Consider the following 13200-nt stretch of genomic DNA (forward strand, 5'->3'; position numbering starts at 1 on the left):
CCGGGGGTCAGATGTCTCAGCAGAAACGCACGATGACGCGAGTCGAGATGGACAACATCGACAGCAGTTTCTTCGCGCGATCACTGTTGTCGATGGGGCAGACCATGAGTACGACAAACGTGATCATGCAGCTCGCCAACCCCGCCGTAGGCTACGGCGTCGCACGCAGCAAGGTCGAGAACGGGCGCCTCGACAAGCATCCGGTGAAACGTGCCCGCACCACCGCGTCGTACCTGGCGGTCGCCGCGATGGGCAACGCCGACGACCGACGGCGCTACCGACAGGCGGTCAACGGACAGCACGCCCAGGTGCGCTCGGACGCCGACAGCCCGGTGGAGTACAACGCGATGAACCCCGACCTCCAGCTCTGGGTCGCCGCCTGCCTCTACTTCGGGTGGGAGGACATCTACGAGCGCGTGCACGGCCCACTGCACGGCGCCGAACGTGAGGAGTTCTACCAGCAGGGCAAGGTGTGCGGTACAACGTTGCAGATGCCCGCCGAGGCCTGGCCGGAGAGCCGCGATGCCTTCGACGAGTACTGGGACTCGCAGGTCGCCCGCATCGAGATCAGCGACGAGATCCGGGACTTCCTCCTCGACATCGCCAACTTCGGCTACGCACCCAAGGCGATCCAGGACCGTTACGGTCCGGTCAAGCTCCGGCGGACGATCGGCTACCTCCCCGAACCGTTCCGGAAGGCCCTTCGGGTGGACTGGACCGACGAGGACCAGAAGTGGTTCGACGAGTACGTCGGCAAACTGGTCGAGGCCGAGCGCAAAAAGCCACTCTGGTTGTCGCAGATCGCTTTTCACATTCTCCTGCGCGACGTCCGCCTGCGTTGCCGGCTCGGCCGTCCGCTCGTCTGACGCCGTCCGACACACGCGTGCGGTGTGCGAGGAGCGATAGCGACGAGCCTCCTCGCTCCCTGAGGTGTGAGGAGCGATAGCGACGAGCCTCCTGGCTCCCTGAGGTGCGAGGAGCGATAGCGACGAGCCTCCTCGCTCCCTGAGGTGCGAGGAGCGAAAGCGACGAACCTCCTCGCTCCCTGAGGTGCGAGGAGCGAAAGCGACGAGACGGTCCTATAGCTTGTCAAGGGTTCCGAGGTCGGTGGTGAGGTCGCGGAACACTTCGCGGGCGATGTAGCGCTTGAGACAGCGGATGATGTCTTTTTTCGTTTTGTGTTCCGCGGAACGCCGCTCGACGTAGGCGCGGGTGGGTGCGTGGGATTTCATCCGGCCGACCGCGATCATGTGCAGAGCACTGTTGGCTTGCCTGTCTCCACCCCGATTGAGTCGGTGACGGCTGGTCTTGCCCGAGGATGCCGGTAGCGGTGCGGCACCGACGAGTTTGGCAAACGTCGCCTCGGTGCGCATCCGCTCAACGTTGTCACCAGCGGTGATCACCAGTCGTGCGGCGGTGACCGGTCCGATCTGCGGTCGGGACAACAGGGTCGGCACCACCGTGGCCAACAGCCTCTCGAGTTCGCGGGTCAACGAACAGACCTCGCGTTGGGCGAGTCGGTGACGCTCGAGCAGTGAACGCGCGGCACGCACGAACGCCGCGGCCGGCCCGGACAGATCATCCTGGTCAGCCGGCACCGGTAGACCCGCGATGAACGCTGCCCGCGCAGTGATGGTGCGTGCCTGGCGGGCCTGGTCGGCGAACTCCACTGGTGCGGTGGTGCACAGGTCGCGGATCTGGTTACCGATCCGGGTGGCCTCTTCCACCGCCGAAGTCCGTGTCACGGTGAGCATTCGGACCGATTCGACCGTGCCGCGGGTGTCTTTGGCGACCGCGGTGGCGCGGCCGGTGATGACCGCCATCGCCGCGGCATAAGCGTCGAGTTGATCGGTCTTCCCGTGGGCGTAACGGCGCGGTAGGTCGGGGGCGTTGACCTCGATCACCGCGACCCCCTGATCGGTGAGCATGCGGGTCAATCCGGCTCCGTAGGAGGCGCTCGACTCCACCGCGGCGTACTCGATCCGGCCGAAACCACAGGCCCACTGCCACATCTCGGTGTAGCCGGCAGCGGTGGTCGGGAACTCCCGATCGGCCAGCGGACGGCCGTCGGCGGCGACAATGGCGGCATGGTGGGTGCGTTGATGGGTATCCACGCCCAGCACCACCACTTGCGTATCGATCATGGTTGGGGTCATCGTGGTGATGTCTCCTTCACACTCGTGTGCTGGATGACCTCACCGGGGCGGGTGGACAGGACAGTGAAGAGTCACGGCCCACCAGCCAGACAGGGTCCTAATCAAGTCACACCCGCCCCGGCCCTCAGGTCTCATGGCGCGGGTAGCCGACCGGAGGTTCCGGGCCGACACATCTCGCTCATGACAGCAACCGTCAGCCTCGAAGTAAGTCAGACCCAGACCCGGTCGACCACCCAACCCATTCTCACTGCCTCGAAGGGCCCGTAACCGGATCGCCGAAACCGCAGCTCTCCGGCGTCGTGCCGACGTAATGTCGCCCGATGACCTTCCGCACCACGGCCATCACCGCCATCGCCGCAGCCGCACTCCTCACGCCCGCTCTCCTGGGCCCGGTCACCGCGAATGCGACTCCCTCCTCAGGGGTCTCGGCAGTGACCCTCGCCGAGACCGACATCCCCGCCGGACTGCTGCCGTTCGTTCCGCAGGGCGTGCACGTGGAGGTCCGCGAGATCACCATCGCACCCGGCGGCACCACCGGCTGGCACTTCCACGACGCCCAGATCTACGCCTTCGTCCGGCAGGGCACGCTCACCCACCCGGGCGCGGACTGCAAACCGGTCGTCTACCGGGCCGGCGAGGTCATCGAGGAACCCGCCGGGAAGGTCAACACCCACGAGGGCACCAATCTCGGCACCGTCCCGGTGATCCTCGACGTCCTCTACCTGATGCCGCCCGGCAAGCCGTTGTCGGAGGATGCCGTCGCACCAGCCTGTGCGCAGTCGTAGATGTACCGGCGCTCCGGCTTTCAGCCGACCGGCGTCGTGGCCGCTTCGTCGATGATGTGCGCTAGGTCGCCGGGGCGGCTCCACATCGGCCAATGCCCGGTCGGGAGGTCGACGAGGTCGACATGGTCGAGGCGTGACACCTCGGCGAACATGGGGTGACCCGCGTCGGCCAGCTCGGTTATCTGCGCACTCGGAATCGAGCAGCACACCAGAGTGGTCGGGACGGCACGTCGCGCATCGTTCGTGAGCTCCACCCGCTGCCGGAGCACGGGACCGGGTTCCGGAACGGCCCTGGCCCGAAAACGCTGGAGCGTCTCGGTGTTCAGGCTCTCGAGACTGGCCTGCTCCCCGAGTACGTCGAAGGGCGGCAGAGGGAGCTCGTCCAGATCCTCGGGTGCATCCGGGGCGAAGACACTCCCGGACGCGACGGGCCCGCTGTCGACCCACACCACGTGGCGAACGAGTTCGGGTCGCTGGTCGAGCACCAGACTCACCGGCGCGTTGGCCCCGCTGTGCGCCACGATGACCACCGGCTCGGCCTCGGAAGCCCCAGCTCCGATGATGGTCTGTCTGATCGCCGTCGCCTGGTCGTCGAGCGTCCTGGAGGCACGCCCGGAGTCCCGTTCATCGAGGCCGGGAAGCGTCATCGGAATGGCCCGCCGGCCGTCGGCGGTCAGGTGTTCGCACACCTCGTCCCATGCCCACGCCCCCAGCCAATGCCCGGCGATCAGGATGATGGGTGAGTTGTTCGCGTTCGTCGTCACGTCTCGATGCTGTCAGGCCTCTAGGACAGCCCCTGTCCCCATTTGGACACGATCCTGCGTCTCCCGTGTGGAGCACCCCGGCACGACGCCCGGACGTTCCGCGGTCGGTACACCTCGACCATCCCTGACGCGTTCGGTCGTAGACTGCCGGTTCATGTGCCGCCGCGTCGTGCTGACCCTGTCCGTGCTGCTTGTGGTCGCGGGTCTCGCCGTGCCCCAAGCCAGTACTGCTCGAGCGGATTCCGCGCTCGTCGCGGCCCGTTCCGCGGTGTTCGGCGCCGACAACGTCGACCAGACCACGGGCGCGGTGCGCGACGACCGCGTTCTCTTCTCCTGGTTCGGCGTCTCGAGCTTCGCGGTCGCCATGGCGGGCAAGGTCTTTCTCACCGACGCCTGGGTGCCCAACGCCTACCGCGGCCACGTCCCGACGACCCGGGCTCAGATCGCCGCGATCAAACCCTCGCACATCCTGATCGGGCACGGGCATTTCGACCACGCGGCCGACGCCGTCGACATCGCCCGCGCCTCCGGTGCGCGCCTCGTCGGCTCGGCGAGCCACTGCGCGTTCTTCCACCGGTCCGCGCCGCGCGTCGCCTGCGACGTGGTGGCTGCCGCCGGTGCCCGTCCGGGTAGCACCCGGCCCTACCGGGGCATTCCCGGGATCGCGGTCACCGCGATGAGCAACATCCATTCGACGCTGAAAGCACCTGAGGGCGAACATCCTCCGCTGCTGCCCATTCCGCCGAGCGACCGCCTGGTCACCAACCCGCCGCACGCGGACGAACTCGGCCGGCTCGCCGGGCACCTCGACGATCCGGAGGGCGGCGCCGTCCTCTATGCGTTCGAGGTCGGTGGACGGCGAATCGTGTGGAACGACTCGGTCGGCCCGGTGAGCCAGGTACCCGGCGGGCGGGCCATCCTCGCGACGCTTCGCGACCTCGGCCCGGTCGACCTCCACGTCGGGTCCATCCAGGGCTTCAACGAGATCACCAACGGCCTGGGCGATCCGCTGCGCTACATCGACGCACTCCGTCCGAAAGTCTTTGTGCCCAACCATCACGACGACTGGTTCCCGGTGATCGCAACCCCCGCCGTCAACCGCGAACGAGCGTTCTTCGACGCGCTGGCAACCATCGACGCCCGGCCCGAGGTGCGCTATCTCCGCGACCCGCAGGACTACCTGCGCCCCGACCGCGTGACGCTCGAGCTGCGCTGATACGCCCAACCCGGTGTTCTCGCGGAGTTTTGATCAGATCCAGAAAAACGCCGTGCAACCGTAGGGAACGTGCCTATGGTGGGTCACGTGGCATCGACATCTGACTATGCCCAGCAACTCCGGGCCGCAGACCTCAGAGTCACCCAACCACGGGTGGCGGTCATGCGTGCCGTCGACGAACACCCCCACACCGACACCGACACCATCTACGGCATCGTCCGACAGATGCTGCCGAATGTGTCCCGTCAAGCCGTCTACGACGTCCTCCGGGCACTGACCGAAACCGGTCTCATCCGGCGGTTCCAGCCGTCGGGTTCGGTGTCGCTCTACGAATTCCGCACCGGCGACAACCATCACCACGTCGTCTGCCGCGCGTGCGGAACCGTGGCGGACGTCGATTGCGCAATCGGCGAGGCACCGTGCCTCACCGCATCCCACGACCACGGTTTCGTTCTCGACGAGGCCGAGGTCATCTACTGGGGACTCTGCCCGGACTGCGTCAGCCCAACCCCGACCTGATCACATCCGTGATCGCAGCCCAACCGGTTCCACCATCGAAAGGAATGTCGTGACCTCCGACAGCCGCCCACCCAATCCCGCCGAAGAGACTCGCAGCACCAGCGAGAGCGAGAATCCGGCCATCCCCTCGCCGGAGCCGAAAGCGCATGCGCCGCTGACCAACAAGGACTGGTGGCCCGAGCAGATCGACCTGTCCAGGCTGCACGCGCATTCTTCGCTGTCCAACCCGCTCGGCGAGGACTTCGACTACAAGAAGGAATTCGCGAAACTCGACGTCGAGGCACTCAAGGCCGACCTCGTCTCGATCATGACCCAGTCACAGGACTGGTGGCCCGCCGACTACGGCCACTACGGAGGCCTGTTCATCCGCATGAGCTGGCACGCGGCCGGCACCTACCGCATCTACGACGGCCGCGGCGGCGGCGGGCAGGGCGCACAGCGCTTCGCCCCGCTGAACAGCTGGCCCGACAACGCAAACCTGGACAAGGCACGTCGTCTGCTGTGGCCGGTGAAGCAGAAGTACGGCACCAAGCTGTCCTGGGCCGACCTGCTGGTCTTCGCCGGCAACGTCGCCCTGGAGTCCATGGGATTCAAGACGTTTGGCTTCGGTTTCGGTCGCGAGGACATCTGGGAGCCCGAAGAGGTGTACTGGGGTCCCGAGGACACGTGGGGCGGCACCGACAAGCGGTACTCCGGTGAGCGTGACCTCGCCAAGCCGCTGGGCGCCACCACGATGGGTCTCATCTACGTCAATCCGGAAGGCCCCGAGGGCAAGCCGGATCCGGTCGCCGCGGCCTACGACATCCAAGAGACCTTCGCCCGGATGGCCATGAACGACGAGGAGACCGCGGCCCTCATCATCGGTGGCCACACCTTCGGCAAGACCCACGGCGCCGGGGACGCGGGCCTCGTCGGTCCCGAGCCCGAGGCTGCACCGATCGAGCAGCAGGGCCTGGGCTGGAAGTCCAGCTACGGCAGCGGCAAGGCAGAGGACGCCATCACCTCCGGCCTCGAGGTGGTCTGGACCAACACGCCGACGCAGTGGGACAACAGCTTCCTCGAGATCCTCTACGGCTACGAGTGGGAGCTGCAGAAGAGCCCCGCCGGTGCGTGGCAGTACGTCGCCAAGGACGGTGCGGGCGCAGGCACCATTCCCGATCCCTTCGGCGGCCCGGGACGCGCGCCCACCATGCTGGTCACCGACGTCTCGATGCGGGAGTCGCCGATCTATGCCGACATCACCCGCCGCTGGCTCGACCATCCCGAGGAGCTCGAGGAGGCCTTCGCCAAGGCCTGGTACAAGCTGCTCCACCGCGACCTCGGTCCGGTCAGCCGCTACCTCGGCCCGTGGGTTCCCGAGCCGCAGATCTGGCAGGACCCGGTGCCCGCCGTTGACCACGAGCTGATCGACGACGCCGACATCGCGTCTCTGAAGGGCAAACTGCTCGAAGCACTTTCGCCGACGCAGCTGATCAAGACCTCGTGGGCGTCGGCGGCCAGCTTCCGCAGCACCGACAAGCGCGGTGGTGCCAACGGCGCACGCATCCGTCTCGAGCCCCAGAAGAACTGGGAGATCAACGAGCCCGGTGAGCTCGCCAAGGTGCTGCCGGTGTACGAGCAGGTCCAGAAGGACTTCAACGACTCGGCGTCCGGCGGCAAGAAGGTGTCCTTGGCGGACCTCATCATCCTCGGCGGTGCCGCCGCGGTGGAAAAGGCCGCGGAGGCAGCGGGATTCCCGGTCACCGTGCCGTTCACACCGGGACGCACCGATGCCTCGCAGGAGAGCACCGACGTCGACTCGTTCGAGGTGCTCGAACCCCGCGCGGACGGTTTCCGCAACTACAGCCGCGGCGGAGAGAAGGCGCCACTGGAGGAGCTGCTCCTCGAGCGCGCTTACATGCTCGATCTCACCGCTCCTGAGTTGACGGTGCTGGTCGGCGGTCTCCGCGTCCTCGACGTCAACCACGGCGGCTCGAAGCACGGCGTGTTCACCGACCGTCCGGGAGTCCTGTCGACCGACTTCTTCCGCAACGTGGTCGACATGGGCTTCGAGTGGAAGTCGGGTTCGGAGGAGAACGCCTACGAGGTCGTCGACCGTGCGTCCGGCGAGACCAAGTGGACGGCGACCACGGCCGACCTGGTGTTCGGCTCGCACTCGCAGCTCCGCGCACTCTCCGAGGTCTATGCCCAGGATGATTCGGCCGAGCGATTCGTCAACGACTTCGTCAAGGCGTGGGTGAAGGTGTCGAACAATGATCGTTTCGATGTGAGCTGATTTCGGCTCGTCGATCGGGAGGCACCCCGCGGACCAGGGCCGCGGGGTGCTTTCGTGTCGGCACGCGCTATAGTATGGATTGAGCAATCCTTCAATCCATCAATCCGTCAACTAGTGCTTTCCCCTGGAGTGACCCGTGCCCGATCCCAGCCCCGAGCAGCCGCTGTACGAGATCAAGGCCAACCTGTTCAAGGCGCTCGCCCACCCGGCGCGCATCCGCGTCCTCGAGATCCTGAGCGCCAACGGTGAACCGACTGCGGTGAGCGAGCTGCTAACGGCGACCGAACTCGAGCCGACGCTGCTGTCCCAGCATCTCGGCGTACTCAAGCGTCACCATGTCGTCACCGGCAACCGCACCGGCAACGCCGTATTCTACGAACTCGCGCACCCGAAGATCTCCGACCTCTTGGTCATCGCCCGGACCTTCTTGATCGACACCCTCGGCGCACAGCGCGAACAGTTCGATGCCATCTCGTCGCTACCACCGGTGACACCCCGATGAGCACCAACGTCCTCACCGGTGTCCTCTCTCGAACGGCCAGATTCGTCCCCCGCCGCAGCGACTACGCGGGGCTCCGACGCAGCTGGCGCGCCGATGTCGTCGCAGGCATCACCGTCGGCGTCGTCGCGCTTCCGTTGGCGCTGGCGTTCGGCATCAGCTCGGGTGTCGGCGCCGCCGCCGGCCTGATCACCGCCGTCGTCGCCGGGCTCGTCGCCGCGATCTTCGGTGGCTCACACGTCCAGGTGTCCGGGCCCACCGGCGCGATGGCCGTCATCCTCGCGCCGATCGTCGCCGAGCATGGTCTGAGCAGCATCGCGGTCGTCACCGTCCTGGCCGGCGTCCTGGTGCTGGTGGCCGGTGTCCTCGGTCTCGGCCGCGCCGTCACCTTCATCCCCTGGCCGGTCATCGAGGGTTTCACCCTCGGCATCGCGGCGATCATCTTCCTGCAGCAGGTGCCGGCCGCGTTCGGCACCGTCGCACCGTCCGGCGCACGCACCCTCAACGCAGCCGTCGACGTCGTCGTGAACGCCGACTGGTCGACCGCCTGGCCCGCGCTGGCCGTCGTCGCGATGGTCGCCGTGATCATGCTCGTGTTACCGCGCATCCACCGCAGCATTCCCGAGTCACTCACCGCCGTCATCGTCGTCACCCTGATCGTCCACTTCACCGGCCTCTTCGACGTCGCCAGCATCGGTGAGCTGCCGTCCTCGCTGCCCGCCCCGTCGATCCCGCACGTAGACCCGGCGATGGTGAAGTCGGTTCTCGGCGCCGCGGTCGCCATCGCGGCCCTCGCCGCGATCGAGTCGCTGCTGTCGGCGCGCGTCGCGGCCACCATGTCGCCGACGGGCCCCTATGACCCCGACCGCGAGCTCGCCGGTCAGGGTCTGGCCTCGGTCGCGTCGGGAATGTTCGGCGGTATGCCGGCGACCGGGGCCATCGCCCGTACCGCGGTCAACGTGCGTTCCGGCGCACGTACACGCGTCGCCGCGATAGTGCACTCACTACTGCTGCTCGGGGTCGTCTACCTGGCGACCGGTCCGGTCTCGGCGATCCCCCTTGCCGCGCTGGCCGGGGTACTGATGGTGACCTCGTTCCGCATGGTGTCCGTCGGTACCGTCCGCGCGATCCTCAAATCCACCCGGTCGGACGCGCTGATCTTCGTCGTCACCGCGATCATCACCGTCACGCTGGACCTCATCGAGGCCGTCCAGATCGGCATCGTCGTGGCCGCGTTCTTCGCCCTGCGCCAGGTGGCGCAACGGTCCAGCGTGACCCGCGAGCCGCTGCCCGGCGACCCTCGACCCGGCGACGAGCGGATCGCGCTGCTCCGCCTCGACGGTGCGATGTTCTTCGGCGCGGCCGAGCGGATCTCGACCACGATCGCCGACCACCCCGACGAATCGGTGTCGGTCGTCATCATCCGGATGTCGCGGCTCGGCATGCTCGACGCGACGGGCGCGCACTCGCTGGCCGAGATCGTCACCGAACTCGAGAACCGCGGGATCACCGTCATCATCAAGGGCGTGCAGCCCGACCACCTCGAACTCCTCGAGGGCGTCGGGGTCTTCGACTCCCTGCGTCATGACAACCACCTCGTCGACACCCTCGACGAGGCCATCGCCCACGCGCGGAGTCACGTCGAACGCGAGAGAATATGAACTACCTGCATCGACGCCGACCCCCCGAGGTATCGCGCCGCCCCGCCTCCGGCGGCATCGAACCACAAGACCCGAGGCCCCTGAACGCGAGGCTGATCACAGGGGGCAGAATCGGGGGGTAGTTGTCACACGAGCACACCGCAAGCGTGGTATCGGTGAAGCCTGACTCACAAGGTCGCCGGCGACACCGGTTAATACAGACAGAATCGAGAACATCAGGCATGAGCACCCAAAAGCCGACCATCATCTACACGTTGACCGACGAAGCTCCCATGCTCGCCACCCACGCGTTTCTGCCGGTGGTGCGTACGTTCGCCGGCGCGGCCGGCATCGAAGTCGAAACCAGCGACATCTCGGTCGCGGCGCGAATCCTCGCCGAGTTCTCCGATCTCCTGCCCGAAGACCAGAAGGTTCCGGACAACCTCGGCGAACTGGGCAAGCTCACCCAGGAGCCCGACACCAACATCATCAAGCTGCCCAACATCAGCGCGTCGGTCCCGCAGCTCCACGCCGCCATCAAGGAACTCCAGGAGAAGGGCTACGACCTTCCCGATTTCCCGGGCAGTCCGAAGAACGAGGAAGAGCAGGCGATCCGCGACCGGTACACCAAGTGCCTCGGCAGCGCGGTCAACCCGATCCTGCGTGAGGGCAACTCCGATCGTCGTGCCCCGAAGGCCGTCAAAGAGTACGCGCGCAAGCACCCGCACAGCATGGGCGAGTGGTCGATGGCATCGCGCACCCACGTCGCGCACATGCGCGAAGGCGACTTCTACCACGGCGAGAAGTCGATGACCGTCGACGGCGACCGCAAGGTCAAGATGGAACTCATCCCCGACGACGGCAGCGAGACCCTGGTCCTCAAGCCCGAGATCGAGCTCACCGACGGCGACGTCATCGACAGCATGTTCATGAGCAAGAAGGCGCTCATCAAGTTCTACGAAGAGCAGATCGAGGACGCCTACAAGACCGGCGTCATGTTCTCGCTCCACGTCAAGGCGACGATGATGCGCGTCTCGCATCCGATCGTCTTCGGCCACGCCGTCAAGGTCTTCTACCGCGACGCCTTCGAGAAGCACGGCGACCTGTTCGACGAGCTCGGCGTCAACGTGAACAACGGCCTGTCGGATCTCTACAGCAAGATCGAGTCGCTGCCGAGCGCCCAGCGTGAGGAGATCGTCGACGACCTGCACAAGTGCCACGAGCACCGTCCCGAGCTGGCCATGGTCGACTCGGCCCGCGGCATCACCAACTTCCACTCCCCCAGCGACGTCATCGTCGACGCCTCGATGCCCGCGATGATCCGTGCCGGCGGCAAGATGTACGGCGCCGACGGACGCCTCAAGGACACCAAGGCGGTCAACCCGGAGTCGACCTTCTCCCGCATCTACCAGGAGATGATCAACTTCTGTAAGACCAACGGGCAGTTCGATCCCACCACGATGGGCACCGTCCCCAACGTCGGCCTGATGGCGCAGAAGGCCGAGGAGTACGGCTCGCACGACAAGACCTTCGAGGTCCCGGTCGGCGGCACCGCCAACATCACCGACATCGAGACCGGTGAGGTCCTGCTGACCCAGACCGTCGAAGAGGGCGACATCTGGCGTCTGTGCATCGTCAAGGACGCCCCGATCCAGGACTGGATCAAGCTGGCCGTGAACCGCTGCCGCGACTCGGGTATGCCCGTTCTCTTCTGGCTCGACCCGTACCGTCCGCACGAGAACGAGCTGATCAAGAAGGTCCACAAGTACCTTCCCGAGCACGACACCGAGGGTCTGGACATCCAGATCATGTCGCAGGTCCGTGCCATGCGGTACACCCTCGAACGCGTCGTCCGCGGTCTCGACACCATCTCGGCGACCGGCAATATCCTGCGCGACTACCTCACCGACCTCTTCCCCATCCTGGAGCTCGGCACCAGCGCGAAGATGCTGTCGATCGTGCCGCTGATGGCCGGTGGCGGCCTGTACGAGACGGGTGCCGGCGGTTCGGCGCCCAAGCACGTCAAGCAGCTCATCGAGGAGAACCATCTCCGCTGGGATTCGCTGGGTGAGTTCCTGGCCCTCGGGGCCAGCCTCGAGGACGTGGGCAAGAAGTTCGACGACCAGCGCGCGGTGATCCTGGCCAAGGCACTCGACGCGGCGACCGGCAAGCTGCTCGAGAACGACAAGGGTCCGTCGCGCAAGACCGGCGAGCTCGACAACCGCGGCAGCCAGTTCTACCTCGCCCTGTACTGGGCCCAGGAACTGGCCGGTCAGACCGAGGACACCGACCTGGCCAAGCAGTTCGCGCCGCTGGCCGAGACCCTCGCCGAGAACGAGGAGAAGATCGTCGAGGAGCTGAACTCGGCTCAGGGTCAGCAGGTCGACCTCGGCGGCTACTACTACCCGGACTGGGACCGGACCGCTGCGGTGATGCGTCCGAGCAAGACCTTCAACGAGGCTCTCGCTTCCGTCGAGTTCTGATCCACGCGTCACGGATCGAGGCGCCCCGGGTGATCTGATCACCCGGGGCGTTTTTCGTGCTCGCAGGTATCGCGCGCTGGGGACTACCGTCGACGTCATGGCCGACGTCGACATCGACTTCTACTTCGATCCCGTGTGCCCGTTCGCCTGGATGACGAGCAAATGGGTGCGAAAGGTCCAGGCGCAGCGCGACTACCGCGTCGACTGGCGGTTCATCTCGCTGCGCCTGTTGAACGCGCACATCGACTACGCCGCGCACTTCCCACCCGAGTACGAGGCCGGACACACCGCCGGACTCCGGCTGCTGCGCGTGGCCGCGAGCGTCCGTCGGGAACACGGCCGCGACGCGATCGCTCCGCTCTACACCGCTCTCGGCACCCGGATCTTCGAGGAACACACCGGCACCTACACGGTCGACAACACCGACTATCGAGGTACCGTCGGCTTCCTCGAGCCGGTACTGGAAGAACTCGGACTTCCCGCCCACCACGTCGACGCGCTGGAGAACACCGATATCGACGCGGAGATCCAGGCCGAGACCGACGAGGCGCTCGTGCTGACCGGCCGCGACGTCGGGACACCGATCATCCACTTCCGGCCGCCGGAGGGCGTGGCGTTCTTCGGCCCCGTCATCAGTCGCTTGCCGAGTGACGAGGACGCGCTCACGTTGTGGGATCACGTGATCGGGCTGGCGAGTTTCCCCGGTTTCGCCGAACTCAAGCGCAGCCTGCGCGAGAAGCCACAGCTCCGGGCCTTCGGCGTGACCGACGCCGAGGCGGGTGAGCAGGAGGACTGGCACGGCGGCAGCCGCCGGACCCAGAAGTGATCGGCCGGCAGACAGCTTTCGAATAGCACCGGTCACT

11 protein-coding genes are annotated in these 13200 nt (G+C 66.4%); 9 read left to right on the plus strand and 2 right to left on the minus strand.

The annotated features are described in order from the left end of the window. Positions 1 to 32 precede the first annotated feature (32 nt). Positions 33 to 866, plus strand: a complete 834-nt coding sequence (locus tag IHQ52_RS00080; protein WP_375295615.1) for an oxygenase MpaB family protein — start codon at positions 33 to 35, stop codon at positions 864 to 866. A gap of 213 nt (positions 867 to 1079) precedes the next feature. Here the strand turns inward: IHQ52_RS00080 and IHQ52_RS00085 are convergent, their stop codons facing one another. Then, entirely contained in the window at positions 1080 to 2156 is a 1077-nt protein-coding gene (locus tag IHQ52_RS00085) for an IS110 family RNA-guided transposase (protein ID WP_309148623.1), read from the minus strand. A 320-nt stretch (positions 2157 to 2476) separates the two neighbouring features. Here IHQ52_RS00085 and IHQ52_RS00090 point away from each other — a divergent pair, with 320 nt between their 5' ends. After that, positions 2477 to 2941 (plus strand): cupin domain-containing protein, encoded by a 465-nt coding sequence (locus IHQ52_RS00090; protein ID WP_024499750.1) that lies wholly within the window; start codon positions 2477 to 2479, stop codon positions 2939 to 2941. A 20-nt stretch (positions 2942 to 2961) separates the two neighbouring features. On the opposite strand, the gene IHQ52_RS00095 is transcribed toward IHQ52_RS00090, so the two are convergent. Further along, the gene (locus tag IHQ52_RS00095) at positions 2962 to 3705 is read right to left on the minus strand and encodes an alpha/beta fold hydrolase (RefSeq protein ID WP_024499749.1); all 744 of its coding nucleotides are present in this window, start codon (positions 3703 to 3705) and stop codon (positions 2962 to 2964) included. A 154-nt stretch (positions 3706 to 3859) separates the two neighbouring features. Here IHQ52_RS00095 and IHQ52_RS00100 point away from each other — a divergent pair, with 154 nt between their 5' ends. The 7 genes from IHQ52_RS00100 (at position 3860) to IHQ52_RS00130 (ending at position 13163) form a co-directional block, all read left to right on the plus strand. After that, entirely contained in the window at positions 3860 to 4921 is a 1062-nt protein-coding gene (locus IHQ52_RS00100; RefSeq protein ID WP_024499748.1) for an MBL fold metallo-hydrolase, read from the plus strand. 87 nt (positions 4922 to 5008) lie between these two features. After that, positions 5009 to 5440: a Fur family transcriptional regulator gene (locus tag IHQ52_RS00105; protein ID WP_191834533.1), complete on the plus strand. Its 432-nt coding sequence runs from the start codon at positions 5009 to 5011 to the stop codon at positions 5438 to 5440. 49 nt (positions 5441 to 5489) lie between these two features. Beyond that, positions 5490 to 7715, plus strand: coding sequence for a catalase/peroxidase HPI (gene katG / locus IHQ52_RS00110; protein WP_024499746.1), 2226 nt, complete (start codon positions 5490 to 5492; stop codon positions 7713 to 7715). A 136-nt stretch (positions 7716 to 7851) separates the two neighbouring features. Beyond that, positions 7852 to 8217 carry an ArsR/SmtB family transcription factor gene (locus IHQ52_RS00115; RefSeq protein WP_024499745.1) on the plus strand — a complete coding sequence of 122 codons (366 nt, stop codon included), beginning with the start codon at positions 7852 to 7854 and terminating at the stop codon, positions 8215 to 8217. Beyond that, positions 8214 to 9875, plus strand: coding sequence for a SulP family inorganic anion transporter (locus tag IHQ52_RS00120; protein WP_024499744.1), 1662 nt, complete (start codon positions 8214 to 8216; stop codon positions 9873 to 9875). Before IHQ52_RS00115 ends, IHQ52_RS00120 begins: the two co-directional genes overlap by 4 nt. 221 nt (positions 9876 to 10096) lie before the next feature. Continuing rightward, on the plus strand, positions 10097 to 12337 hold the full coding sequence (locus IHQ52_RS00125) for an NADP-dependent isocitrate dehydrogenase (protein ID WP_096274676.1): 2241 nt from the start codon (positions 10097 to 10099) through the stop codon (positions 12335 to 12337). 97 nt (positions 12338 to 12434) lie between these two features. After that, positions 12435 to 13163 (plus strand): mycothiol-dependent nitroreductase Rv2466c family protein, encoded by a 729-nt coding sequence (locus IHQ52_RS00130; protein ID WP_096274677.1) that lies wholly within the window; start codon positions 12435 to 12437, stop codon positions 13161 to 13163. The last annotated feature ends 37 nt before the right edge of the window (positions 13164 to 13200 follow it).

Source organism: Gordonia amicalis, from assembly GCF_022059885.1.
Classification (GTDB): domain Bacteria; phylum Actinomycetota; class Actinomycetes; order Mycobacteriales; family Mycobacteriaceae; genus Gordonia; species Gordonia amicalis.

What these genes read in the sequence shown, in the direction of transcription:
- IHQ52_RS00080 (WP_375295615.1), top strand. Translation starts at nt 33, where the DNA reads ATGACGCGAGTCGAGATGGACAACATCGACAGCAGTTTCTTCGCGCGA.
- IHQ52_RS00085 (WP_309148623.1), bottom strand. Translation starts at nt 2,156, where the DNA reads ATGACCCCAACCATGATCGATACGCAAGTGGTGGTGCTGGGCGTGGAT.
- IHQ52_RS00090 (WP_024499750.1), top strand. Translation starts at nt 2,477, where the DNA reads ATGACCTTCCGCACCACGGCCATCACCGCCATCGCCGCAGCCGCACTC.
- IHQ52_RS00100 (WP_024499748.1), top strand. Translation starts at nt 3,860, where the DNA reads ATGTGCCGCCGCGTCGTGCTGACCCTGTCCGTGCTGCTTGTGGTCGCG.
- IHQ52_RS00120 (WP_024499744.1), top strand. Translation starts at nt 8,214, where the DNA reads ATGAGCACCAACGTCCTCACCGGTGTCCTCTCTCGAACGGCCAGATTC.
- IHQ52_RS00125 (WP_096274676.1), top strand. Translation starts at nt 10,097, where the DNA reads ATGAGCACCCAAAAGCCGACCATCATCTACACGTTGACCGACGAAGCT.
- IHQ52_RS00130 (WP_096274677.1), top strand. Translation starts at nt 12,435, where the DNA reads ATGGCCGACGTCGACATCGACTTCTACTTCGATCCCGTGTGCCCGTTC.